Source organism: Streptomyces sp. NPDC001410 (assembly GCF_042895235.1).
In the GTDB taxonomy this organism is placed as follows: Bacteria; Actinomycetota; Actinomycetes; order Streptomycetales; family Streptomycetaceae; genus Streptomyces.
This window is the reverse complement of the sequence record NZ_JBIAWE010000014.1, coordinates 142,683-165,117: the sequence shown is the minus strand read 5'-3', so window position 1 is coordinate 165,117 and position 22,435 is coordinate 142,683. Positions and strand designations below refer to the sequence as shown.

Below are 22,435 nucleotides of genomic sequence, written 5' to 3'. Positions count from 1 at the left end.
GGTCAAGGGATGGGAGGATGGGGGGTATGGGGACTGCGCACAGGGAGTTGTTGGGGGCCGGCGGCGTCGTGCTGGACGTGCGGGATCGGCCGGGTCCGCCGCCCTTGCGCTTCGAGTGCGCGCCCGGCGGCCGGCTGCTGCTGCGGCAGGGGGAGCGGCCGGTTCTGCTGGGCCGCGAGGAAGAGGGCGGCTGCTCGCGGGAGGGGCTCTTCGTGCACCGCCTTGCGGGCTACCGCTCACCGCTGCCGCCGCCCCGCTCGGCGCGGCAGCGCCGGCCGGGCAACTGGGTCCACCAGTACGCGCGTTGGCTGGAGGAGGCGCCGCAGGGCGGGCCCCTGCACGAGGGACGGTGGCACCTCGGGGAGCGCCACCGGTTTCCGACGTACGTCTGGTGGGGCGACTTCCTGTGGGGCTGGCCCGGCGGCCACCTGGACTGGTGCCGTGGCGGCTGGGAGGGCGTCGTCCCGCTGCGGCCGCTGTCGCCGGAGGACGACCCGCGGGTGAAGGCGTACCGGAAGCACGCGCGCGAGGGCACGCTCGCGCCGGTTCTCCTGTGGTGGGTCACACTCCTCGACGGCTGGGTGATCCTGGACGGCCACGACCGTGCCGTCGCATCCCTCGCGGAAGGCCGGACCCCGCCCTGCGTCGTCCTGACCCGGCTGCCGGACGAGGAGGACTGGCGCCGGACCGCCGACGAGGTGACCCAGGGACACGAGCGGAGCATGGAGCAGCTGGCGGCCCGTCCCGCCGACGCCGACGCCGAGCGGGAGCGGGACACGCTGGTACGGGCGTACGGCGACGTCATGTCCTCGCTGCCGTACGAGGAGGCTCCCACCCCCTCCTGGCCCCTCCCGGGCGGCGCCCCCGCCTGGGACGCGCTCGCTCGCGCCGCGATGTTTCAATTCCGGAGTGACTGACTACGACGTGCTCCGCGTGTTCTGTGCGCCGAACGGCGGCTACGGCAACGAACTCGGTGTCGTCCGGGACGGATCGGTGCTGCCCGAGCGGAGTGAGCGGCAGGAGTTCGCCGCGAAGCTCGGCTTCAGTGAGACCGTGTTCGTGGACGACCCCGAGCGCGGGGTGATCGACATCTATACGCCCACTCTGCGTCTGCCCTTCGCCGGTTACCCGTGCGTCGGCACGGCCTGGCTGCTGGACGTGCCCGAACTGGTCACGCCCGCAGGGGTGGTGGGTGCCCGGCTGGACGGCGAGTTCAGCTGGATCGAGGCCCGCGCGGAGTGGGCCCCGCCGCGCACCCTGCGCCAGTACCCCACCGCCGCCGAGGTCGACGCCCTCGACGTGCCGCCGCCCGGCGAGTGGATCTACGCCTGGGCGTGGGAGGACGAGGCGGCCGGCCGGATCCGAGCCCGCGGCTTCCCCGGCCGTGACGACGGGATCGAGGAGGACGAGGCGACCGGTGCGGCGGCGCTGCTCCTCACCGACCGGCTGGGGCGGGCGCTGAACATCACGCAGGGCAGGGGTTCCCAGATCCTCACGGCGCCTCAGCCGCACGGGTGGGTGGAGATCGGGGGGCGGGTCTTCCTGGAGCGTTAGGCGCTCAGCGGGAACTCCTCGCCCAGGGCCCGGAAGACGGCGGTGTTCAGCGCGAACGCCTTCTTGCACTCCGCCACGATGCGCTGCTTCTCCAGGTCGTCCGCGGTGACGCCGTCCAGCAGGTCCCGGTAGTCACGCTTGAAGGCCGCCGGGTTGCGGATTTCCTCGAACACGTAGAAGCGGACCCCGTCGCCCTTCCTGGCGAAGCCCCACGCCTTCTCCGCCCGGTCACGGATGATCTGCCCGCCGGAGAGGTCGCCCAGATAGCGGGTGTAGTGATGGGCGACGTACCCGCCCGGCCAGCGCTCGGCGCACTCCCGCACCCGGTCCGCGTACGCCCGCGTCGCCGGGAGCGCGCTCAGCCCCGCTCGCCACCCGGACCCCCGCAGATGCGCCAGGTCCCGCTCCAGCGCGGCCAGCCGGAACAACTCGGGACGCACGAACGGCCCCGCCACCGGATCTGCCGCCAGCCGCTCGGCCGCGCTCTCCAGCGCCTCGTACACGAACCACAGTTGCTCCGTGTAGCGGGCGTACGCGGTCACGCCCAGCCGGCCGCCGAGCAGGTCGCTCATGAACGTCGACGTCTCCGCCTCCACGTGCTGCTCGTGGGACGCGGTGCGGATGAGGGACGAGAACGACTCCATGGGCTCTCCTCGGTTTGCCGACCCACTGTCGGTAAGTTTACCGACAGGCTGTCGGAAAAACATCCGGGCAGCAATCGGGGCAGAAAAGAGCCCGCCCTGGGTGTCAGGGCGGGCTGCGGGGAGGTGGGCCGGCTACGGCAGGGTGAGGATCTCCGCACCCGTGTCCGTCACGACCAGCGTGTGCTCGAACTGGGCCGTCCGCTTGCGGTCCTTGGTCACGACCGTCCAGCCGTCGTCCCACATGTCGTACTCGTGCGTGCCCAGCGTCAGCATCGGCTCGATGGTGAAGGTCATGCCGGGCTGCATGACGGTCGTCGCGTGCGGGCTGTCGTAGTGCGGGATGATCAGGCCCGAGTGGAACGACGAGCTGATGCCGTGCCCGGTGAAGTCCCGTACGACCCCGTAGCCGAAGCGCTTGGCGTACGACTCGATGACCCGGCCGATGACGTTGATCTGCCGGCCCGGCCGGACCGCTTTGATCGCCCGGTTGAGAGACTCCCGGGTCCGCTCCACCAGCAGCCGCGACTCCTCGTCCACGTCACCGACGAGATACGTGGCGTTGTTGTCGCCGTGCACCCCACCGATGTACGCCGTCACGTCCAGGTTGACGATGTCACCGTCGCCCAGGACCGTCGAGTCCGGGATGCCGTGGCAGATGACCTCGTTGACCGAGGTGCACAGCGACTTCGGGAAGCCGCGGTAGCCGAGCGTGGACGGGTAGGCCCCGTGGTCGCACATGTACTCATGGGCGACCTTGTCCAGCTGGTCGGTGGTCACACCCGGCGCGATGATCCTCGCGGCCTCCGCCATCGCCTGCGCGGCGATACGACCGGCGACGCGCATCGCCTCGACGGTCTCGGGGGTCTGCACCTCCGGTCCGGTGTACGGCGTCGGCGCGGGCTTGCCGACGTACTCGGGGCGGCGGATGTTTCCGGGTACCGAACGGGTGGGAGACAGCTCCCCTGGTACGAGCAGCGACTGGCCAGACATGCCAGCGAGTCTAACCAGCGGGCATGGGGGAACATGTCCGTGGCGAGAGGAGCTGTTCATGGCCCTGTTCAAGAAGCGCACCGTCGGCAAGCCGGGCGAGTGGTACTACTGCCTGGAGCACAAGAAGGTCGAAGAGGGCCCGGAGTGCCCGGGCAAGGACCGCTTCGGGCCGTACGCCTCCCCGGAGGAGGCCCGGCACGCCATGGAGACGGCGGCCGAGCGCAACCTGGAGTGGGACACCGATCCCCGCTGGCACGACGCGTCGGCACGCGGTGACCAGGAAGCCGACCAGGACTGATCACACCTGCGTGGGTGCGGTGGGGGTGGCGGTGCGCTGCTCGCGCAGCCGCACCGCGTGCTCGTTGGTCCGGGCGTCGTAGGTCATCAGCCCCGGCAGACACAGGGCCAGCAGGCCCATCGCGCCCACGCACAGCAGTCCGCCCGACCACACGGACGCGCGTACGCCCGCCCACGCGGCGACCCCGCCCGAGCGGACCTGGCCCAGCGTCGGACCCACCGAGTACGACAGCAGTTCGATGCCGGCGAGGCGGCCGCGCAGCTCGTCGGGGATCGTCTGGTTCCACATCGCGGCCCGGAAGACCCCGCTGACCATGTCGCAGCCGCCGGCGACGGTCAGGAGCAGCAGCACCAGCCACACGTTGCCGACGACTCCCGCGGCCGCGATCGCCACGCCCCACAGCGCGGCCGACAGCACCACCATGCGTCCGTGCCGGTGCACCCGGGAGGTCCAGCCGCTGGTCAGGCCGACCACCATCGCGCCCAGCGGGACGGTCGCGTACATCAGGCCGAGCGCCCACTCGGCGTGCAGCTCGTCGGCGAGGAACGGCAGGACGGCGAGGGGCATGGCCAGGAACATCGCGGCGAGGTCGACGATGTAGGTGCCGAGGAGTTCCTTGCGGCTCCAGGCGTAGCGCGCGCCCTCGGCGATGGCCCGCAGGTCCGGCTTCGCGGCCTCGTGGGAGGCGGGGGAGGGGGCGATGCGGATGATGAACAGCAGGGACACGGCGAACGTCAGCAGGTCGGCGGCGTAGGCCCAGCCGAGGCCCGCGTAGGCGACGACCACGCCCGCGATCGCCGGGGCGGCCACTCCGCCGACCGTCCAGCGCAGGGAGTTCAGGGAGGACGCCGCGGGCAGGTCGTCGTGCGCGACGATCCGGGGGAGCAGGGAGTCCAGGGCGGGGCGCTGTACCGAGACCAGGGCGGAGGAGAGGGCGGCGATGACGTAGAGCGGCCAGACTGCGGGGCTGGGCAGCAGGGCGTTGACCAGCAGGGCGGCGCTGAGGAGGCCCTGGCCGGCCTCCGTCCACACGATCAGCCGGCGCTTGTCGAGGGCGTCTGCGAGGGCGCCGCCGTACAGGCCGAAGACGATGAGGGGGATCAGTTCTACGGCTCCGATCGCGCCCACGGCCGCGGCCGAGCCGGTGAGGTCCTTCAGCTGGACCGGCAGGGCGACGAAGGTCAGGAAGCTGCCGAAGTTGCTGATCAGACCGGATGCCCAGAGTCGGCGGAAGTCGGCGGAGGCCTTCCAGGGGGCGAGGTCGGGGAGGAGAGCTGAAGCCACTTCGGCATGCTGGGCTCGGGGGGAGGCTGGGGCAACTTCTTTTCCCGCCCGCCCGTCTCAGTCGGCTGAGAAGGTGCCCAATCGGCTTTCCCGTCCAGCCGACCGAGTCGGGTGGGTGGGAAATTGGGCAGTCACCAGGGGGCAGCCGGCGGTGCCGTCAGGATCTCCGCCAGCCTCGACAAACGGTCCCGGAAGCCACGGCGAACTCTCGGAGAGCCTCCGCCTCCGCCTCCGTTCTCGCCGGCCGCTGCGCTCACCAGGTGCTGCACGCTGTCCAGGTCCAGCTCCGCCCCCTCGGGTACGGCCAGCGTGTCGTGGGCCATCGCGGACAGCTCGGGCCCGCCCGCACCGAGGGCCAGCACCGTGACCCCGGCCCGCCGAGCCGCGTGCACCCGCTCCAGCAGCTCCGCCGGCTCCTCGGGGGCGACCACGAGCAAGGTCTCGCCGCGCCGTGCCTCCTCGATCCGGCCGGGTCCGACAGCGAGGTGCGCGGGATCGGAGGGGCGCGCGTGGTGTCGTACGAGGGTCGGAGCCAGCTCGGGAGTGCCGGACCAGGCCGCCTCGTCCACCAGATGCGCGGCCAGATGCCAGGGCTCGTACTCGGGTGTGCCCACCAGTAGCAGCCCGCCCCCGTGCGCCACCACGGACCCGCGCAGCATGCCGGCGAACCGCCGGGTGGCCCCCAACCACTCGGTCCCGGCGAGTACTTCGCGCAGCAGCGCGACCCGTACGGCGTCCATGCGACCGCATCCTGCCCCAACCGGTCACTCGTGACGCGGAGTTCACCCCGAATTCGCCCAACCTGGGGATGTTGGCGGCCCATCACTGAACGTTTTCCGCGTGAGGAGCCGCCCCCATGACCGACGTGTCCGTCCCCTTCCGCGCCGGCCAGGAGGGCTACGCCGGCTTCCGCATCCCGGCCGTCGTGGCCACGCACAAGGGCACACTGCTCGCCTTCTGCGAGGGGCGGGTCGACTCCGCCGCCGACCACGGGCACATCGACATCGTGCTGAAGCGGTCCACGGACGGCGGCCGCACCTGGGGCCCGCTGCGGGTCGCCGCGAGCAACGGGAAGAACCTCGCCGGCAACCCCGCCCCGGTCGTCCTCGACACCGGCCGGATCCTGCTCGTGCACGTGCGTGCCGCGGCCGCCGCCACCGAGGCCGCCATCCTGCGCGGCCAGATCAGCGACGCCGACGGCCGCCGGGTGTGGGTGCAGCACAGCGATGACGACGGCGCGACCTGGTCCCAGGCGAAGGAGATCACCGCGCAGGTGAAGGAGCCCGGCTGGCGCTGGTACGCCACCACCCCCGGCCACGCCCTGCAGCTCCGCTCCGGCCGTGTGCTCGTCCCCGGCAACCACACCCTGCCGCCCATCGGCACCGACACCGGCGCCGAGGCCAGGTACAACAGCGGCCACTGCCTGCTCAGCGACGACCGCGGCGAGACCTGGTACCTCGGCTACCTGGACGAGAACACCGACGGCTACATCAACGTGAACGAGACCACCGCCGCCGAACTCCCCGACGGCCGCGTCTACTTCAACACCCGCAACGACTCGCCCTCGCCCGGCAACCGCGCCGACGCCCACTCCAGGGACGGCGGCAGGACGCTGGTCAAGCCCTTCCGCCCGCAAGCCGGACTCACCACCCCGGTCTGCGAGGCCTCCGTCCTGCAGCTCCGCGATCCCGACCTGCTGCTCTTCTCCGCCCCGGCCGACCCCGCCGCCCGCGCCCTGATGACCCTCCGCGCCTCCGGCGACGGCGGCACCACCTGGCGCAAGGCCCTCTCCGTGGACGGACTGCCCGCCGCCTACTCCGACCTGGTCCGCGTCGACCGCGGCACGGTCGGACTCCTCTACGAGACAGGGGACTTCAGCGCCTACGAGACCATCACCTTCCGCCGGTTGCCCGTGACGCGGCTCACCTGACCCGGTGCCGTCCGCCCCACAGACGTAGAGTCGCCCCATGACCTCTACCGACAGCGCACAGACTCCCGCGAAGGCCCCCGCCAAGGACCCCTGGGACCTGCCCGACGTCTCCGGGCTGGTCGTCGGCGTGCTCGGCGGCACCGGCCCGCAGGGCAAGGGCCTCGCCTACCGGCTCGCCCGGGCCGGCCAGAAGGTGATCATCGGCTCGCGCGTCACCGAGCGCGCCCAGGCCGCCGCCGAGGAGCTGGGGTACGGCGTCGAGGGCGCCGACAACGCCGAGACCGCGCGCCGCAGCGACATCGTGATCGTCGCCGTACCGTGGGACGGCCACGGCAAGACGCTGGAGTCCCTGCGCGAGGAGCTGGCCGGCAAGCTCGTCGTCGACTGCGTGAACCCGCTGGGCTTCGACAAGCAGGGCGCCTACGCGCTGAAGCCGGAGGAGGGCAGCGCGGCGCAGCAGGCCGCCGCCCTGCTGCCGGAGTCCCGGGTCGCCGCCGCCTTCCACCATCTGTCGGCCGTGCTGCTCCAGGACCCGGACATCGAGGAGATCGACACCGACGTGATGGTGCTGGGCGAGGCGCGCGCCGACGTGGAGATCGTCCAGGCGCTGGCCGGACGCATCCCCGGCATGCGCGGCATCTTCGCGGGCCGCTTGCGCAACGCCCACCAGGTCGAGTCGCTGGTGGCGAACCTGATCTCCGTCAACCGCCGCTACAAGGCACACGCCGGGCTCCGCGTCACGGACGTCTGAGGGCATGGGGGACACTGGTCGTCGTAGCAGTGTCCCCCGCAAGGAGCCGACCCCCATGCACCTCTTGCCCCCGCCCAGCCCGACCCGGCGGCTCGCCCTCTACACGCTTGTCGTCTGCGTCCTCGCCGTCGCCGCCGCGGTCGTCTCGTTCGTCCAGGGCAGCTGGCTGGGGATCGTCTGGGTGCTGCTGGCGGGCCTGTCGTCCAACATGACCTGGTACTACGTCAAGCGCGGCCGGGCCGCCGCGGCGCAGGAGAAGTCGGTCACGGGCTGATCGTGCAGATCTCCGGGGTGTCGCGCCAGAAGCGGTACAGCTCGTAGCCGCAGGCGCGGGAGAAGCCGTCGATGCCCAGCCCGCGCAGGATCGCGTCGATCGCGTCGAAGAAGGCACTGTTGATCGACGGCACCCACAGCAGCGCGAACACGAACAGCAGTCCGAACGGCGCGAACGGCTCCACCTGCCGCTTCACCTGGTGCGACAGCCACGGCTCGATCACCCCGTACCCGTCCAGGCCCGGCACCGGCAGGAAGTTCAGGATCGCCGCCGTCACCTGGAGCAGGGCGAGGAACGCCAGCGCGTACCGGAAGTCGCGGGGCACCCCGTCCAGCGCGTGCAGCCAGAAGGGCGCCGTGCACACCGCCGCGAACAGCACGTTGGTCAGCGGGCCCGCCGCCGAGATCAGGCTGTGCCGCCAGCGGCCCCGGATGCGGCTGCGCTCGATGAAGACCGCGCCGCCCGGCAGGCCGATCCCGCCCATGATCACGAACAGCACCGGCAGCACGATGCTCAGCAGCGCGTGCGTGTACTTCAGCGGGTTCAGCGTCAGGTAGCCCTTCGCGCCGACCGTGATGTCCCCGCTGTGCAGGGCGGTGCGCGCGTGCGCGTACTCGTGCAGACACAGGGAGACGATCCAGGCCGCCGTCACGAACAGGAACACCGCGATACCCGGCTGCTCGGCGAACCCGGTCCAGGTGGCCCAGCCGGTCACCGCCGTGACGGCCAGGATCCCGACGAACACGGGGCTGATCCGGCTCTCGCCGCGGCGGGTGGTGGCGGTCGTCATGAGCGGCTCCTGTGGGCGGGTACGGTCGGGAGGCCGACCGTACCGGCCGGGGACTCACCAGGAAAACGTCTCGCGGTGGCCGTCCGGTTCCAGGAGGGTGGGGGAATGACGGTGATGAGGGTCTTCTACGAGGACTGGCAGATGGAGTGCTGCGGCAGGCCGTTCAGCGTGGGCCAGGAAGTCGGCTGGCGGCTGGTCGCCGTCGACGGGGAGGAAGCCGGGAACGACCACTGGCACGGCGCCGAGGCATGGGTGGAGAACCACGGCGGCCCGAAGCACAAGACCGTCGGCCGCGTGCGCTCCATCGACCTGGTGCACCAGGAGTACGCCGCCCACCACGACCCGCGCGCCGCGGAACCCGCCGTACTCGCCGACCTGGAGCCCGGCACGGTGGTCTTCCGGTCGACCGGGCGCAGTCTGGAGCCGGTGCCCGGCGCACGGACCCTGGAGCCCGTCGACAGCTGCCCGAGGTGGTTCGGCGGCTTCGAGGAGGAGGAACAGCCACCGCGCCGGGTGCCCTACCGCGTCCGCCGCGCCGTCGGCGTCCTCGTCACCCTGGAAATCCCGGACGACCCCGGAGGTCCCGGGCGGCGCGCCGCCCGAACCCGGTGACCCGTACCGACCGCTCCGGAGACAATGAACCCCGTGCGCTACCGCCTTCTCGGCCCCACCCAGGCACTCCGCCCCGACGGCACGCCCGTCCCGGTCGGCGGGGCACGCCTGCGTGCCCTGCTGAGCGTGCTCGCGCTGCGGGCCGGCCGGACCGTCCCGACCGACCTGCTCGTGGACGAGGTGTGGGGCGCCGAGCCACCCGCCGACGCCACGGGCGCGCTGCAGGCGCTGGTCGGCCGGCTGCGCAGGGCCCTCGGCGCCGACGCGGTCGCCTCGGCCGAGGGTGGCTACCGGCTCGCCGCCGACCCCGACGACATCGACCTGGGCCGGTTCGACCGGCTGACCGGCGAGGGCCTCGGCGCCCTGGCCGACGGCGACCCCGCCAAGGCCGCCGCCGTCCTGGACGACGCGCTCGCCCTGTGGCACGGCCCCGCCCTCGCCGACCTGCCCGACCACACCGCCGACGCGGCCCGCTGGGAGACCCGCCGCCTGGACGCCCTGCGCGGCAGGCACACCGCCGCCCTCGCCCTGGGCCACGCCGAGCAGTCCCTGCCCGAGCTGGCCGCGCTGTGCGACAGCCATCCCCTGGACGAGCCGCTCCAGGCACTCAGGCTGCGCGCACTGCGCGACGCGGGCCGCCCGGCCCAGGCGCTGGCCGCCTACGAGGACGTACGACAGCTCCTCGCGGACCGGCTCGGCTCCGACCCCGGCCCCGAACTGCGCGCCCTGCACACCGAGTTGCTCACCGAGACCGAGCGGGAACCGCAGCCCGCGCCGCCCGCCGCCCTCGGCAACCTGCCCGCCCGGCTCACCTCCTTCGTCGGCCGGGAGGCCGACATCGCGGCCATCGGCGCCGACCTCGCGGCCGCCCGGCTGGTCACCCTGCTCGGGCCCGGCGGAGCGGGCAAGACCCGGCTGTCCCAGGAGGCCGCCGAGGCCGTACGGCACACCGCCCGGGACGGGGTGTGGCTGGCCGAACTGGCGCCCGTCGACGACCCGGACGCCGTACCGCAGGCCGTGCTGACCGCGATCGGCGCCCGCGAGACCGTGCTGCACGGCGCCGGCGTCGAGGCCATGCGGGCGATCACCGACGTGGACGACCCGGTCGACCGGCTCGTGGAGTACTGCGCCCGCCGCCGGATGGTGCTGATCCTCGACAACTGCGAGCACGTCGTCGAGGCGGCCGCCCGGCTGGCCGAGCGGCTGCTGGCCCGCTGCCCGCAGCTGACCGTCCTCGCCACCAGCCGCGAACCCCTCGCCGTGCCCGGGGAGTTGGTGCGGCCCGTGGAGCCGCTGCCCGAACCGGTCGCGCTGCGGCTGTTCGCCGAGCGAGGTGCGGCGGCCCGGCCCGGATTCCGCCTGGAGGAAGACTACGAGGCCTGTGCCGAGATCTGCCGGCGGCTCGACGGGCTGCCCCTCGCCATCGAGCTGGCGGCCGCCCGCCTGCGCATGCTGACCCCGCGCCAGATAGCCGGCCGGCTGGACGACCGCTTCCGGCTGCTCACCAGCGGCAGCCGCACCGTGCTGCCCCGCCAGCAGACCCTGCGCGCCGTCGTGGACTGGTCCTGGGACCTGCTCGACGCCGACGAACGGGACGTCCTGTGCCGGCTGTCGCTCTTCGCGGGCGGCTGCGACCTGGCCGCCGCCGAAGGTGTGTGCGGCCCGGCCGCCCTTGACGCGCTCGGCTCCCTGGTCGACAAGTCCCTGGTCGTGGCCTCCCCGTCGGCGGACGGCGGGATGCGCTACCGGCTGCTGGAGACCGTCGCCGAGTACGCGGCCGAACGGCTGGACGAGACCGGGCGCCGGGCCGAGGCCGAGCGCGCCCATCTGACGTACTACCGCGAACTCGCCCGCACCACCGACCCGTTGCTGCGCGGCGGCGAACAGCGCGCCGCCATCGACAGGTTCCAGCTGGAGTACGAGAACCTGCGCACCGCCCTGCGGCACGCCGTCGCCCTCGGCGACGAGCAGGAGGCGCTCAGCCTGGTGCTGTCCCTGGTCTGGTACTGGCAGATGCGCGACCTGCGCATCGAGTGCCGCACCTGGTGCGAGGAGGCCATGTCCCTCGGCCCCGACCCGTTCGCAGAGCCGGTCCGCCCCGCCCTCCCGGTCTGGGAGCGCTGCACCGACACCCCGCCCCCGTTCACCGGCGAACTCCTCGTCGAGGCCCGGCGCGGCGTCCACCTCGCCCATCTCGCCTGCATGGACACCGAGATCAACAGCTGGCAGACCCCCGAGGCCCAGGCCAAGCTGCGGGTCATGGCCCAGGTCTACGAGCCCGGCCTGCCGCAGACCTGCCGCGCCCCGGGCGCCATATGGTTCTACGCCGTCATCCTCACCGACGGCGCGGACCGGATGCACACGATCTCCGACGCCGCCATACAGACCTGCCGGGACACCCCCGGCTTCGAGTGGGAGCTGGCCGGCGCCCTGCAGCTGCGCGCCAACCTGCTCGCCAACCGCACCGCCTGGGCGGGCGACGCGACCCGCGACGCCGACGAGGCCCTGGAGATCTACAGCCGCCTCGGCGACCAGTGGGGCATCGCCGAGGCGCTGTCCGCACGCGGCGAGGCCAACGAACGCAAGGGCGCCTACCTCGCGGCCGCCGCCGACTACGAGGCGGCCATCGTCCACGCCGAACGTCTCGGCGCCCGCGCCCAGATGGCCGTGCTCCGCGCCCGGCTCGGCAGCGTGCTCCTGGAGGGGGGCGACACCGAACGCGGCGAGCGCATGCTGCGGGACGTCATCGCCAACCAGGAGGGCGCCGTCAACGAGGCGATGCCGGCCGCCCGGCTCTTCCTCGCCGCCTGGCTCGGCCTGACCGGGCGCACCGAGGAGGCACGCGAGCAACTCCGGCTGCTGCGCGAGGAGTTCACGATCGCGCACTTCGTCGTCTTCGACGTCATGATCCTCAGCCAGGACGCCTGGCTGGACGCGCTCGACCGCCGTTCCGAGGAGTCACTGGACCGCGTCCGCACGGCATTGCAGCGCGCCGACGACCCGCTGTCCCAGGTGGTCACCCCGCATCTGGGCTCCATCTGCCTCACCATCGGGGCGATGGCCCTGGCGAGCCTGGACGGCGGCACCCGAGCCGCGGACGCCGCCCGCTGCCTGGCCGCCGCGAACGCCCTGCTGCCGACCGAGCACGTGCCCTCCGGTCTGGAGCGCCGGACGTACGAGATGACCGAGTCCCGGATCCGTGAGACGCTCGACGGCCCCGCGTATGCGGCCGCGCACGCCGAGGGCGGTGACCTCTCCCTCGCGGAGGCCACCGCCCTGCTGTGGAGCCGTTGAGCGTCGGCTCTTCGTACGTCTGCTCTCCGTACGTCAGCTTTCCGTACGTCAGCTCTTCGTGCGGAACTTGTGGATCGCGACCGGGGCCATCACCGCGGTGAGGCCGGCCGACCAGATCAGGGTCACCCACAGGCCGTGTGCGACCGGTCCGCCGACCATCAGGCCGCGGGCGGTGTCCGCCAGGGCGGACAGCGGGTTGTAGTCGGTGAAGTTCTGCAGCCAGCCCGGCATCGAGCGGGTCGGCGCGAAGATCGACGAGCCGAACTGCAGCGGCATCAGCACCAGGAAGCCCATGGCCTGCACGGACTGCGCGCTCTTCATCACCACGCCGAGGGTGAGGAACACCCACATCAGGGCCGAGCCGAACAGCGCGGACAGGCCCACCGAGGCGAGCATCCCCGGCCAGTTGGTGATGTCGAAGCCCACGAGCACGCCGACGATCATCAGGATGACGGTCGCGAAGAGCATCCGCATCAGCTCCACCGCGATCTTGGCGAACAGCACGGAGCCGCGCCCGATCGGCAGGGACCGGAAGCGGTCCATGACACCGGAGTTGAAGTCCTGGTTGAAGCCGGTGCCCACGCCCTGGGCCATGTTCATGCCCATCATGGCCATCAGGCCGGGCACGACGTACTGCACGTACCGTTCCTGACCGCCGCCCAGGGACTGCCCGATGGAGCCGCCGAAGACGTACACGAACAGCAGGGTGAAGATGACCGGGAACAGGATGGCGTCGAACATCGACTCCGGGTCCTGTCGGATCCACAGCAGGTTGCGGCGGATGAGCGCGCCGGTGTGGCGCAGATGGGCGCGCAGCGGGATGGGCGCGTCGGCCGCCTTCGAGGCGACTGCGGCCGGAGTGAGAGTGGCGGCGCTCATACGGCGACCTCCTCGCGGGTCTCGGCGGGCGTGGCGTCCTGCGGGGCACTGGCACGGTGGCCGGTGAGGGACAGGAACACCTCGTCCAGGCTGGGCAGTTCGGTGGTGATGGAGGAGATCGTGATGCCGCGCGCGGTGACCGCGCCGACCACGGCGGTCAGCTGCTCGTCGCTGAGGATCGGCACCAGCAGCGTCCCGGACTCGGGGTCCACGGTGGTGGCCGCGAGCCCGGTGATGCCCAGCTCGTCCAGCATGGCGGCGAGGGGCCGCAGCTGCAGCGGGTCCAACGGCCGCACGCGCAGCGTGCGCCCGCCGACCCTGGCCTTCAGCTCCTCGATGCCGCCGTTCGCGATGACCTTCCCGCGGTCCACGACGGTCAGCTCGGAGGCGAGCTGCTCGGCCTCCTCCATGTATTGGGTGGTGAGCAGCACGGTGACCCCCTCACCGACCATCGCCTTGACCTCGTCCCACACCTCGTTGCGGGTGCGCGGGTCGAGCCCGGTGGTCGGTTCGTCGAGGTACAGGACGGCCGGCCGCCCGATCATCGACGCGGCCAGGTCCAGCCGCCGCCGCATACCGCCGGAGTACGTGCTCACCGGGCGCCTGGCGGCCTCCGTCAGCGAGAACCGCTCCAGCAGCTCGTCGGCGCGGGTGCGGGCGTCCTTGCGGGAGAGGTCGAGCAGCCGCCCGATCATGTAGAGGTTCTCCCAGCCGGGCAGCTTCTCGTCGACCGAGGCGTACTGCCCGGTCAGCCCGATCACCCGGCGCAGCTGTCGGGGCTGCCGTACGACGTCGTAGCCGGCCACGGTGGCCTGCCCGGCGTCCGGCGTGATCAGGGTGGAGAGGATCCGTACGAGGGTGGTCTTCCCGGCACCGTTCGGCCCGAGCACCCCCATCACGGTGCCCTCCCGCACATCCAGGTCGACCCCGTCCAGCGCCTTGGTCTCGCCGTAGTGCTTGACCAGTCCCCGAACGGTCACGGCGGCGCGTCCGCCGGCGGGGTTGTCATCGATTCGCGTCATGCCCATGAAGATGCCAGCCCCCACCGACAAACCACCGACAGGGCACCTACAGCCACCGACAACACGCCGACGAACACCGCAACCACCAATTGAGCAACCACGACGGCGAGCAACCACCTACGCGAGAGCGGCGCCGGTTTAGGCGCAAAAAAGGGACAGCCCGCCGACGGGGGATGATCGGCGGGCTGTCCGGGGTGTTGCCGCAGTGGCTAGTTGGCTAGTGGACGGAGTGCTCCTCCAGCGGGAACGCACCGCCGACGACGTCCTCGGCGAACTCCTTCACCGCGTTGCCCATGACCTCACGCAGGTTCGCGTACTTCTTCACGAACTTGGGGACACGACCGGACGTCAGCCCGAGCATGTCGGTCCACACCAGCACCTGCGCGTCCGTCTCCGGCCCGGCGCCGATACCCACGGTCGGAATGTGCAGCACCCGCGTCACCTCGGCCGCCAGCTCCGCCGGAACCAGCTCCAGCACCACCGCGAACGCGCCCGCGTCCTGCACGGCCTTCGCGTCCCGCAGCAGCTGCTGCGCCGCCTCCTCGCCGCGCCCCTGCACGCGGTAGCCCATCGCGTTGACGGACTGCGGGGTCAGCCCGATGTGCGCCATCACCGGGATGCCGGACTCGACGAGGAGCCGGATCTGCTCGTGCGAGCGCTCGCCGCCCTCCAGCTTGACCGCTCCGACGCCCGCCTCCTTCACCAGCCGGGTCGCCGAGCGCAGCGCCTGCACCGGGCCCTCCTGGTACGAGCCGAAGGGCAGGTCGCCCACGATCAGGGAGCGCTGGGTGCCGCGTACGACGGCCGCCGACAGCATGGTCATCTCGTCGAGGGTGACGGGCACGGTGGTCTCGTACCCGAGGTGACAGTTGCCCGCCGAGTCGCCGACCAGGATCACCGGGATCCCGGCCTCGTCGAAGACGGACGCGGTCATCGCGTCGTAGGCGGTGAGCATGGGCCACTTCTCGCCGCGTTCCTTGGCGAGGGCGATGTCGCGGACGGTGATGCGGCGAGTGCCCTTCCCCCCGTACAGCGCCTTGCTGCCGTCGGAAGGCTTGTTCTGGGCAGCCGAAAGCTGCGTCATGGCAACGGCTCCTTCAGTCATCTCGAGGCGCCCTGACGGCGTCCCCGGATCGCTTCCATGGTGGCACCTCGTGCCAGCGAGGGCCAGAGGAGCCCCCTGTGATCCCTTCGGCGGGTCACATCACCCCCATGGCCCCGCTCTGGCCCCGCTGTGTAAGGCCTCGGTAAAGGAATAAGATACGAGACGGTTCCGTATTGAAATGGCCGTAGGCTCGGACACATGACAAGTTCCGTCCCTGCCTACCGGATACCGGAAGCGGTACACCGGCGCCGATGGGCGATCCTCGGCGTGCTGATGCTGAGCCTGCTCATCGTGGTGCTCGACAACTCGATCCTGAACGTCGCGATCAAGACCATCTCCACCCCGGCGCCCACCGGCATCGGCGCCACCCAGAGCGAGATCGAGTGGGCGATCAACGCCTACACCCTGGTCTTCGCCGGTCTGCTGTTCACCGCCGGCCTCATCGGCGACCGCCTCGGCCGCAAGAAGGTCCTGCTCGGCGGCCTCGTCGTGTTCGGCATCGGCTCGGCCCTGGCCGCCGAGTCCGGCTCCCCGGACCAGCTGATCGCCTTCCGTGCCCTGATGGCCCTCGGTGCCGCCTTCGTGATGCCCGCCACCCTCGCCGTGCTCATGAACGTCTTCGAGCGCGAGGAGCAGCCCAAGGCCATCGGTATCTGGGCCGGCGGTGTCGGCCTCGCCATCGCCATCGGCCCGATCACCGGCGGCGCCCTCCTCGACCACTTCTGGTGGGGCTCGGTCTTCCTGATCAACGTGCCGATCGTGATCATCGCGCTCGCCCTGATGGTGTGGCTCGTGCCCGACTCGCGCGACCCCCGGCCGGGCCGGCTCGACCCCGTCGGCGTGGTCCTGTCCGTCGTCGGCCTGGTCCTGCTGGTCTACGGCATCATCAAGGGCGGCGAGCTGGCCGACTTCACCGATGCCAAGGTGCTGGCGACCATCGTCGCCGGTCTCGCCGTCCTCACCGGCTTCGTGATCTTCGAGAAGCGCAGCGACCACCCGTCCCTGGACGTCACCTACTTCAAGAACAAGGTCTTCTCGGCCGCCATGGCCGCCATCGCGCTGGTCTTCTTCGCGCTGATGGGCGTGACCTTCTTCTCCGTCTTCTACACCCAGAGCGTCCGCGGCTACTCGCCGCTGCAGTCCGGTCTGCTGCTGCTCCCGCTGGCCGCCGCCCAGCTGATCTTCGCGCCGCGGGCCCGGCTGCTGGTCGACCGGTTCGGCAACAGGGCCACGACCACCGCGGGCCTGGTGCTGATCGCGGCGACGCTGGCCGCGTTCTCCTCCTTCGAGGCCGACACGCCGATCTGGGTGCTGGAGGTCGTCTTCTTCCTCATGGGCACCGGCATGGCGCACATCATGACGCCGACCTCCGTCGTCATCATGCAGGCCCTGCCCCGCGAGAAGGCCGGTTCCGCCTCCGCGCTCAGCAACACCTTCCGCCAGGTCGGCGGCGCCCTCGGTATCGCCGTGCTCGGCTCGGTGCTCTCCACCTCGTACCGCAACGGCATCGAGGGCAAGCTGGGCCTGCTGCCGCCCGGCCTCAGGGACACGGCCGGCGAGTCCATCGAGGCCACGCTCGGCGTCGCCGAGAAGCTCGGCGGGCCGGGCAAGGCCCTCGTCGCCCCCGCCAACGACGCCTTCCTGCACGCCATGCACGTCACCGCCCTGTGTGGTACGGGCGTGGCGCTCGTCGGCGCCCTGGTGACAGTCCTCTTCCTGCCCGGCAAGCCGCCGGTCGGCCAGGAGGGCAAGAAGGAGCAGGAGTTGGTCGTAGCCGCGGACTGACCGAAACCCACGGATCCACGGGGGAAGGAGGCTGTTGCGGGAGAATTCCCGCAACACAGTGAAAGGACGGACGAGTGAGCCTTGCCGACAGCCGGACGCGGCCGGACGGGCCCGTGCGGGGCCGACCGCGCAGTGAGGCCGTGGAACGCGCCATCCTGGAGGGCGTCGTGAAGCTCCTGGAGGACGGCGTACCCCTTGCCGAGCTCTCCATCGAGCGCGTCGCGCGCACGGCCGGGGTCGGCAAGGCCACCATCTACCGCCGCTGGAGCGGAAAGGAGGAGCTGTTCGTCGACGTGGTGCGCGCCGCCGAACCCCCCGACCCCGTGCTCCCAGGCACCTCCCTGCGCGACGACCTGGTCGTGCTGCTGGAGTCCCTGCGCCAACGCGGCCTCGCCAGCCGCTCGTCGGCGATCCTGCACAACGTGTACGCGCAGATGAAGAGCAGCCCCAAGATCTGGGCGGCGTACCACGCCAACGTCATAGCGCCCCGGCGCGCCCTCTCCCTGGAAGTGCTGCGCCGCGCACGGCAGAGCGGCGAACTGCGGGCGGACGTCGACCTGGAGCTGGCCAACGACATGTTCATGGGCCCCATGCTCGTGCGCTCCGTCATGCGCCCGGACGACGACCTGCCCGAAGGACTCGCGGAACAGATCGTCGACACCGTCCTGGAAGGCCTACGACCCGTCAGCTCGACAGGCTCGTAGCACGTATGTGCACGTTTCGTCACAGACCACGCCGCTCCCGGGGGTAACCGGAACCCCGGGCGCCGACTCGTTCGTCCTCGTCTTCCGTACGGCCGTCATGGGACGGCGGGATCAGGGTCGATCATCCCCTAGGGTCGGATGAACGCAGGGGAACGACGGTGTGCACGGCAGGCAGTGAGGCAGACGGTATGGCGCAGCAGGCGTACATGACGGAGACGGACAACGGCGGCTCGGAGCCCGAGCGACCGGGATCCCGGCTTCGGCGCCTGATGCACCGCCTGTTCGGCGGCTGGCGCGGCGATCCACGCATCTGGCGCCGGGGCATCGTCGTCGCCGTCCTCGCGCTGCTGCTCGCGCTGGTGCTGCTGCTGCACTCGCACATCCCGAACCGGGTGGGCAACCTGGGCAGCCTCACGGAGACCTTCCTGCCCTGGCTGGGCCTGGCCATCCCGGTCCTGCTGGTCCTCGGCGTGCTCCGGAAGTCGGCGACCGCCCTGCTCACGATCCTCCTCCCGGCGATCGTGTGGCTGAACCTCTTCGGCGGACTGCTCACCGACAGGACGGCCGCCGGCGGCGACCTGATGGTGGCCACCCACAACGTGAACGCCGACAACCCCGACCCGGCCGCGACCGCCCAGGACGTCGCCGCGTCCGGGGCCGACCTGCTGGCGCTGGAGGAACTGCCCGCGTCCGCCGTCCCGGTGTACGCGAAGGCGCTCGCGTCCACGTACAAGTACCACTCGGTCGTCGGCACGGTCGGCCTGTGGAGCAAGTACCCGATGACCGACGTCGAGGACGTCGACATCAAGCTCGGCTGGAAGCGCGCGATGCGCGCGACCGTGACGACCCCCAAGGGCCCGATCGCCGTCTACGTCGCGCATCTCCCCTCGGTGCGGGTGAAGGTGGAGGCCGGTTTCACCGCCCGGCAGCGGGACAAGAGCGCCGACGCGCTCGGCGAGGCCATCGCCCACGAGCCCCTGCAGCGGGTCGTCCTGCTCGGTGACCTGAACGGCACGATGAACGACCGCTCGCTCAAGAACGTCACCTCCCAGCTGCGCTCCACCCAGGGCGCGGCGGGCAGCGGCTTCGGGTTCAGCTGGCCGGCGTCGTTCCCGATGGCCCGGATCGACCAGATCATGGTCAAGGGCGTCGTGCCCGAGAGCTCCTGGACGCTGCCCCGCACGAACAGTGACCACCTCCCGGTGGCTGCTCGTGTGAAGGTGGACACGTCCTCGTAACCGGCCGGAATACTGGGCCTGAGAGACTTTGTTCCGTAGCTGAACATAAACTGGTGACGGAACCCCGCTCTCTTACCTCGAAAGGCACAGGCCCTCAATGCCCCTGGCCCTGCTCGCTCTGGCCGTCGGCGCTTTCGGTATCGGTACCACCGAGTTCGTGATCATGGGCCTGCTGCCCGACGTCGCGGACGACCTGCACATCTCGATCCCCACCGCCGGGCACCTGGTCTCGGCGTACGCGCTGGGCGTCGTCATCGGCGCCCCGCTGCTGGCCGCGCTCACCGCCCGGATGCCCCGCCGCACGGTGCTCATCTCTCTGATGGCCCTGTTCGTAGCGGGCAACGCGCTCTCCGCGCTCGCCCCCGGCTACGACTCCCTGCTCGCCGCCCGCTTCCTCAGCGGCCTGCCGCACGGCGCCTTCTTCGGCGTGGGCGCGGTGGTGGCCACGGCGATGGTCCCGCCGGAGCGCAAGGCGCGCTCCGTCTCCCTGATGTTCCTCGGCCTGACCGTCGCCAACGTCGTGGGCGTTCCCGTCGCCACGCTGATGGGCCAGCACCTGGGGTGGCGGGCGACGTTCCTCGGCGTGAGCGCGATCGGCCTCGCGGCGATAGCTTCGCTGGCCCTCCTGATCCCGCGCGACCGCGCCGCCGCCCCCACCACGGGCCTGCGCGGCGAACTGGCCGCCCTGCGCTCCCTGCCGGTCTGGCTGGCCCTCGGCACGACGGTGGCGGGCTTCGGCGCCCTCTTCGCGGCGTACAGCTACGTCACCCCGATGCTGACGGACTCCGCCGGGTTCGCCGAGGGCAGCGTGACGGTGCTGCTCGCCCTGTTCGGCGTCGGCGCGACGGCGGGCAACCTGCTGGGTGGCCGGCTGGCGGACCACTCGATGCGGGGCACGCTGTTCGGTGGGCTCGCCTCGATGGTGGCTGCACTGCTGCTCTTCCCTGTGCTGATGCGGGCGGAGTGGAGCGCTGCCCTGGCCGTGGCGCTGCTCGGCATGGCGGCGTTCGTCACCGGCTCCCCGCTCCAGCTGATGGTCATGGAGAAGGCCGCGGCGGCTCCCTCCCTCGCCTCCTCGGCCAACCAGGCGGCGTTCAACCTGGCGAATGCCGGCGGCGCTTGGATCGGGGGGCTGGCGTTGGCGGCGGGGTTCGGAGTTACGTCGCCTGCGGTTGCCGGGGCGGCGCTGGCTGTCCTTGGGCTGGGTGTGGCGAGTGCGGCGTACCTGGTGGACCGGCGGCGGGAGGTTGTTTCGGTGGGCCGCGTCATCGTTGCGCACGTACCCGAGCAGGCGGGGGCGCTGCAGCACTGACTCAGAGGGTCTCGGTTTCGTTCAGGAAGTTCGTGACCGTTGCCGCGAAACGGGGTCCGTCGTCCAGCCACGGGAAATGGGCGGTCCCAGGGTGGATCACCAGTCGGCCGTGGGGAAAGAGCCCGGCCACCTCGGCCATCGCGCGGGGTGGGCCCGCCACGTCGGCTTCCCCGGCGAGCACCAGCACCGGCGACCGGAAGCGCGCCAGGGCCGCACGTGTCGTGTCCGGGGTGAAGGCACCGGGGGCCGCGTAGGCGGCGGCAGCCTCGGCGTTGCGCTGTTCGTCCTGCGCAGCCTGGTGGGCGCGGGCCGCGTCGTCCCAGCGGCCGTACCAGAAGGGGGCGACGGCCTGCCAGGACGTGGCTGTACCCTGCCCGGCGACGACCGCCTCAAGGGCCGCGAACGCCTCCGGAAACCAGGGTTCGTCGCTGCGCAGCCGCGCGGCCCGGAGCCGGTCCTCTCCGTCGATGGCGACACCGACGGCCAGGATGCTCGGCGTGATGAGCGCGAGCCTGCCGACCCGTTCCGGGTGGCGGCTCACGTACGACACGGCCAGGTTCGCGCCGGCCGAGTGGGCGAGCAGATCGATCCGGTCGAGGCCGAGATGGCGGCGCAGGGCCTCCACGTCGTCGACGAGGCGGTCGCAGCGGTAGGTGGTGGAGTCCTCGGGCCGTGCCGACCGCCCGGTGCCGCGCAGGTCCAGCCGGATCAGCCGACGGTGGGCGGTGAGGCCGCCGAGGTCGCCGAGATAGGCGGAGTCCTGCATCGGCCCGCCGGGCAGGCAGATGAGGGCGGGGCCGTCGCCGGTCGCGTGGTAGGCGAGCTTCGTGCCGTCGTACGAGGTGAAGAAGTCCAAGTCCATGGCGGGCAGTCTGGGGTTGGCGATGGGCGCCCGACTATCGTTTAGCTCCAGCTACATGATGGGGATGACGGGGCGGGAGGCGGAACGGATGGCGGTATGCCGGTATGGCGGTAGAGGTCCGGTTCACCGCAGCCTCGGTCGCGAAGGTACGGTTCGCTCTCTCGCCGCTGGGTGAGACGGTGCTGGCGCTGCGGATCCTGCTCGGTACGGGTGGCCACGCGGTGCACGAGCCGTGGGTGCGCGGGGAGCGGCCGCTGTTGGCGGATGAGCGTGAACTGCCGCTGCTGCGGGCGCTGATCGCCGGGCCGCTGCCGTCGTTCCTGTTCCCGGTGCCGCAGGAGCGGCTGCCGTCGATGGCGGCGGAGCTGGAGGTGCTGCGGGCCACGGAGGACGCCTTCTTCCGGCGCGAGTACGCGGCGGTCCTGGGCATCCCGCAGGAGGAGACTCCCGAGCCGGAGGCGGTACTGCCGCGGCTCGCCGCAGCGCTGCACCGCTGCCACGAACTGTTGATTGCTCCGCACTGGGGCCGGATGCGGGCGGTTCTGGAGGCCGACATCGGCAGGCGCGCGCTCACCCTGGTGGACGGCGGGGTCCAGGCGCTCTTCGCCGAACTGCACCGGGACATCGCGTGGGACGGCGGCCAGTTGGTGGTGCACGGCCGGCGCACCCCGCACGCGGTCTGGACGGTGGACACGGGCAGGCACGGCCTGGTCCTGCTGCCCAGTGTCTTCAACTGGCCGCACGTGGGCGTCGACAAGTCACCGCTCACCGCCGCGTCGATCCGCTACCCGGCCGTGGGCGTCGGCCTGCTCTGGGAACCGCCCCCGCCGACCCTGGCGGGCCTCGTCCCGGTCCTGGGTCGCACCAGGACGGCCCTCCTCACCGCCCTGGCCGAACCCCTGACGACAGCGACCCTGGCCGACCGCCTGGGCGTCACCCCGAGCGCGGTGTCCCAGCATCTGGGGGCCCTGCGGGGGGCGGGGCTGGTGACGACGCAGCGCAGGGGCCGTACGGCGCTGCATCTGCGTACGGAACGGGCGACGCGCTTGCTGGATCCGCCGGACCCGGCCGGCTAGGGCCTGTCTCCCGAAGCCTGCGCTGCGCATG

At 71.7% G+C, this 22,435-nt stretch carries 22 protein-coding genes; 13 read left to right on the top strand and 9 right to left on the bottom strand.

Annotated features, from left to right (window positions below; genetic code table 11):
- Positions 1 to 26: 26 nt before the first annotated feature.
- Positions 27 to 917 carry a hypothetical protein gene (locus tag ACFY3C_RS29535; protein WP_390772892.1) on the top strand — a complete coding sequence of 297 codons (891 nt, stop codon included), beginning with the start codon at positions 27 to 29 and terminating at the stop codon, positions 915 to 917.
- Positions 910 to 1,554: a PhzF family phenazine biosynthesis protein gene (locus tag ACFY3C_RS29530; RefSeq protein WP_390772891.1), complete on the top strand. Its 645-nt coding sequence runs from the start codon at positions 910 to 912 to the stop codon at positions 1,552 to 1,554. The genes ACFY3C_RS29535 and ACFY3C_RS29530 overlap by 8 nt, the downstream gene beginning before the upstream one ends.
- Here the strand turns inward: ACFY3C_RS29530 and ACFY3C_RS29525 are convergent.
- Together ACFY3C_RS29525 and map are read right to left on the bottom strand one after the other, a co-directional pair.
- Positions 1,551 to 2,198 carry a heme oxygenase (biliverdin-producing) gene (locus tag ACFY3C_RS29525; protein ID WP_390772890.1) on the bottom strand — a complete coding sequence of 216 codons (648 nt, stop codon included), beginning with the start codon at positions 2,196 to 2,198 and terminating at the stop codon, positions 1,551 to 1,553. The genes ACFY3C_RS29530 and ACFY3C_RS29525 overlap by 4 nt on opposite strands.
- 132 nt (positions 2,199 to 2,330) lie before the next feature.
- On the bottom strand, positions 2,331 to 3,188 hold the full coding sequence (gene map, locus ACFY3C_RS29520; RefSeq protein WP_386572394.1) for a type I methionyl aminopeptidase: 858 nt from the start codon (positions 3,186 to 3,188) through the stop codon (positions 2,331 to 2,333).
- A 58-nt stretch (positions 3,189 to 3,246) separates the two neighbouring features.
- Between map and ACFY3C_RS29515 the strand changes: the two genes are divergently transcribed.
- Positions 3,247 to 3,486: a hypothetical protein gene (locus ACFY3C_RS29515; RefSeq protein ID WP_386572395.1), complete on the top strand. Its 240-nt coding sequence runs from the start codon at positions 3,247 to 3,249 to the stop codon at positions 3,484 to 3,486.
- Here ACFY3C_RS29515 and ACFY3C_RS29510 read toward each other — a convergent pair whose 3' ends face one another.
- Positions 3,487 to 4,770, bottom strand: coding sequence for an MFS transporter (locus ACFY3C_RS29510; protein ID WP_390772889.1), 1,284 nt, complete (start codon positions 4,768 to 4,770; stop codon positions 3,487 to 3,489).
- Positions 4,771 to 4,901: 131 nt separating this feature from the next.
- Positions 4,902 to 5,510, bottom strand: a complete 609-nt coding sequence (locus ACFY3C_RS29505; protein ID WP_386572397.1) for a hypothetical protein — start codon at positions 5,508 to 5,510, stop codon at positions 4,902 to 4,904.
- Positions 5,511 to 5,626: 116 nt separating this feature from the next.
- Between ACFY3C_RS29505 and ACFY3C_RS29500 the strand changes: the two genes are divergently transcribed.
- From ACFY3C_RS29500 to ACFY3C_RS29490, 3 genes are read left to right on the top strand one after another with little or no spacing between them, the layout of a single operon-like run.
- Positions 5,627 to 6,700, top strand: a complete 1,074-nt coding sequence (locus tag ACFY3C_RS29500; RefSeq protein ID WP_386572398.1) for an exo-alpha-sialidase — start codon at positions 5,627 to 5,629, stop codon at positions 6,698 to 6,700.
- 37 nt (positions 6,701 to 6,737) lie between these two features.
- Positions 6,738 to 7,451 (top strand): NADPH-dependent F420 reductase, encoded by a 714-nt coding sequence (gene npdG / locus ACFY3C_RS29495; protein WP_390772888.1) that lies wholly within the window; start codon positions 6,738 to 6,740, stop codon positions 7,449 to 7,451.
- A 4-nt stretch (positions 7,452 to 7,455) separates the two neighbouring features.
- Positions 7,456 to 7,725, top strand: a complete 270-nt coding sequence (locus ACFY3C_RS29490) for a hypothetical protein (protein ID WP_390772887.1) — start codon at positions 7,456 to 7,458, stop codon at positions 7,723 to 7,725.
- On the opposite strand, the gene ACFY3C_RS29485 is transcribed toward ACFY3C_RS29490, so the two are convergent.
- On the bottom strand, positions 7,715 to 8,515 hold the full coding sequence (locus ACFY3C_RS29485; RefSeq protein WP_386572401.1) for a site-2 protease family protein: 801 nt from the start codon (positions 8,513 to 8,515) through the stop codon (positions 7,715 to 7,717). The genes ACFY3C_RS29490 and ACFY3C_RS29485 overlap by 11 nt on opposite strands.
- A 105-nt stretch (positions 8,516 to 8,620) precedes the next feature.
- Here ACFY3C_RS29485 and ACFY3C_RS29480 point away from each other — a divergent pair, with 105 nt between their 5' ends.
- Positions 8,621 to 9,127, top strand: coding sequence for a DUF6578 domain-containing protein (locus ACFY3C_RS29480; protein ID WP_386572402.1), 507 nt, complete (start codon positions 8,621 to 8,623; stop codon positions 9,125 to 9,127).
- A 24-nt stretch (positions 9,128 to 9,151) separates the two neighbouring features.
- Positions 9,152 to 12,421, top strand: coding sequence for a BTAD domain-containing putative transcriptional regulator (locus tag ACFY3C_RS29475; RefSeq protein WP_390772886.1), 3,270 nt, complete (start codon positions 9,152 to 9,154; stop codon positions 12,419 to 12,421).
- A gap of 48 nt (positions 12,422 to 12,469) precedes the next feature.
- Here the strand turns inward: ACFY3C_RS29475 and ACFY3C_RS29470 are convergent, their stop codons facing one another.
- From ACFY3C_RS29470 to panB, 3 genes are all read right to left on the bottom strand, one after another.
- The gene (locus ACFY3C_RS29470) at positions 12,470 to 13,300 is read right to left on the bottom strand and encodes an ABC transporter permease (protein WP_390772885.1); all 831 of its coding nucleotides are present in this window, start codon (positions 13,298 to 13,300) and stop codon (positions 12,470 to 12,472) included.
- On the bottom strand, positions 13,297 to 14,322 hold the full coding sequence (locus tag ACFY3C_RS29465) for an ATP-binding cassette domain-containing protein (protein WP_386572405.1): 1,026 nt from the start codon (positions 14,320 to 14,322) through the stop codon (positions 13,297 to 13,299). The genes ACFY3C_RS29470 and ACFY3C_RS29465 overlap by 4 nt, the downstream gene beginning before the upstream one ends.
- A gap of 217 nt (positions 14,323 to 14,539) precedes the next feature.
- Positions 14,540 to 15,406, bottom strand: coding sequence for a 3-methyl-2-oxobutanoate hydroxymethyltransferase (panB, locus tag ACFY3C_RS29460; RefSeq protein ID WP_386572412.1), 867 nt, complete (start codon positions 15,404 to 15,406; stop codon positions 14,540 to 14,542).
- Positions 15,407 to 15,625: 219 nt separating this feature from the next.
- Here panB and ACFY3C_RS29455 point away from each other — a divergent pair, with 219 nt between their 5' ends.
- The 4 genes from ACFY3C_RS29455 to ACFY3C_RS29440 all read left to right on the top strand — a co-directional run bounded on the left by ACFY3C_RS29455 (position 15,626) and on the right by ACFY3C_RS29440 (position 20,466).
- Positions 15,626 to 17,212, top strand: coding sequence for an MFS transporter (locus ACFY3C_RS29455; protein ID WP_390772884.1), 1,587 nt, complete (start codon positions 15,626 to 15,628; stop codon positions 17,210 to 17,212).
- A 74-nt stretch (positions 17,213 to 17,286) separates the two neighbouring features.
- Positions 17,287 to 17,916, top strand: a complete 630-nt coding sequence (locus ACFY3C_RS29450; RefSeq protein WP_386572414.1) for a TetR/AcrR family transcriptional regulator — start codon at positions 17,287 to 17,289, stop codon at positions 17,914 to 17,916.
- Between the two features lie 269 nt (positions 17,917 to 18,185).
- On the top strand, positions 18,186 to 19,154 hold the full coding sequence (locus tag ACFY3C_RS29445; protein ID WP_390772966.1) for an endonuclease/exonuclease/phosphatase family protein: 969 nt from the start codon (positions 18,186 to 18,188) through the stop codon (positions 19,152 to 19,154).
- Between the two features lie 97 nt (positions 19,155 to 19,251).
- A complete protein-coding gene (locus ACFY3C_RS29440; RefSeq protein WP_390772883.1) occupies positions 19,252 to 20,466 on the top strand; it encodes an MFS transporter in 1,215 nt (404 codons plus the stop codon).
- Position 20,467: 1 nt separating this feature from the next.
- Here the strand turns inward: ACFY3C_RS29440 and ACFY3C_RS29435 are convergent, their stop codons facing one another.
- Positions 20,468 to 21,328 carry an alpha/beta fold hydrolase gene (locus ACFY3C_RS29435; protein WP_390772882.1) on the bottom strand — a complete coding sequence of 287 codons (861 nt, stop codon included), beginning with the start codon at positions 21,326 to 21,328 and terminating at the stop codon, positions 20,468 to 20,470.
- 104 nt (positions 21,329 to 21,432) lie between these two features.
- Here ACFY3C_RS29435 and ACFY3C_RS29430 point away from each other — a divergent pair, with 104 nt between their 5' ends.
- Positions 21,433 to 22,404, top strand: a complete 972-nt coding sequence (locus tag ACFY3C_RS29430) for a DUF5937 family protein (RefSeq protein ID WP_390772881.1) — start codon at positions 21,433 to 21,435, stop codon at positions 22,402 to 22,404.
- Positions 22,405 to 22,435 lie beyond the last annotated feature (31 nt).

Excerpts from the sequence above, each read along its gene's own strand:
- ACFY3C_RS29535 (WP_390772892.1), top strand. The coding sequence starts at position 27 with ATGGGGACTGCGCACAGGGAGTTGTTGGGGGCCGGCGGCGTCGTGCTG.
- ACFY3C_RS29525 (WP_390772890.1), bottom strand. The coding sequence starts at position 2,198 with ATGGAGTCGTTCTCGTCCCTCATCCGCACCGCGTCCCACGAGCAGCAC.
- map (WP_386572394.1), bottom strand. The coding sequence starts at position 3,188 with ATGTCTGGCCAGTCGCTGCTCGTACCAGGGGAGCTGTCTCCCACCCGT.
- ACFY3C_RS29515 (WP_386572395.1), top strand. The coding sequence starts at position 3,247 with ATGGCCCTGTTCAAGAAGCGCACCGTCGGCAAGCCGGGCGAGTGGTAC.
- ACFY3C_RS29505 (WP_386572397.1), bottom strand. The coding sequence starts at position 5,510 with ATGGACGCCGTACGGGTCGCGCTGCTGCGCGAAGTACTCGCCGGGACC.
- ACFY3C_RS29500 (WP_386572398.1), top strand. The coding sequence starts at position 5,627 with ATGACCGACGTGTCCGTCCCCTTCCGCGCCGGCCAGGAGGGCTACGCC.
- npdG (WP_390772888.1), top strand. The coding sequence starts at position 6,738 with ATGACCTCTACCGACAGCGCACAGACTCCCGCGAAGGCCCCCGCCAAG.
- ACFY3C_RS29490 (WP_390772887.1), top strand. The coding sequence starts at position 7,456 with ATGGGGGACACTGGTCGTCGTAGCAGTGTCCCCCGCAAGGAGCCGACC.
- ACFY3C_RS29485 (WP_386572401.1), bottom strand. The coding sequence starts at position 8,515 with ATGACGACCGCCACCACCCGCCGCGGCGAGAGCCGGATCAGCCCCGTG.
- ACFY3C_RS29480 (WP_386572402.1), top strand. The coding sequence starts at position 8,621 with ATGACGGTGATGAGGGTCTTCTACGAGGACTGGCAGATGGAGTGCTGC.
- ACFY3C_RS29475 (WP_390772886.1), top strand. The coding sequence starts at position 9,152 with ATGAACCCCGTGCGCTACCGCCTTCTCGGCCCCACCCAGGCACTCCGC.
- ACFY3C_RS29470 (WP_390772885.1), bottom strand. The coding sequence starts at position 13,300 with ATGAGCGCCGCCACTCTCACTCCGGCCGCAGTCGCCTCGAAGGCGGCC.
- ACFY3C_RS29465 (WP_386572405.1), bottom strand. The coding sequence starts at position 14,322 with ATGACGCGAATCGATGACAACCCCGCCGGCGGACGCGCCGCCGTGACC.
- panB (WP_386572412.1), bottom strand. The coding sequence starts at position 15,406 with ATGACGCAGCTTTCGGCTGCCCAGAACAAGCCTTCCGACGGCAGCAAG.
- ACFY3C_RS29455 (WP_390772884.1), top strand. The coding sequence starts at position 15,626 with ATGACAAGTTCCGTCCCTGCCTACCGGATACCGGAAGCGGTACACCGG.
- ACFY3C_RS29445 (WP_390772966.1), top strand. The coding sequence starts at position 18,186 with ATGCACCGCCTGTTCGGCGGCTGGCGCGGCGATCCACGCATCTGGCGC.
- ACFY3C_RS29440 (WP_390772883.1), top strand. The coding sequence starts at position 19,252 with ATGCCCCTGGCCCTGCTCGCTCTGGCCGTCGGCGCTTTCGGTATCGGT.
- ACFY3C_RS29435 (WP_390772882.1), bottom strand. The coding sequence starts at position 21,328 with ATGGACTTGGACTTCTTCACCTCGTACGACGGCACGAAGCTCGCCTAC.
- ACFY3C_RS29430 (WP_390772881.1), top strand. The coding sequence starts at position 21,433 with ATGGCGGTAGAGGTCCGGTTCACCGCAGCCTCGGTCGCGAAGGTACGG.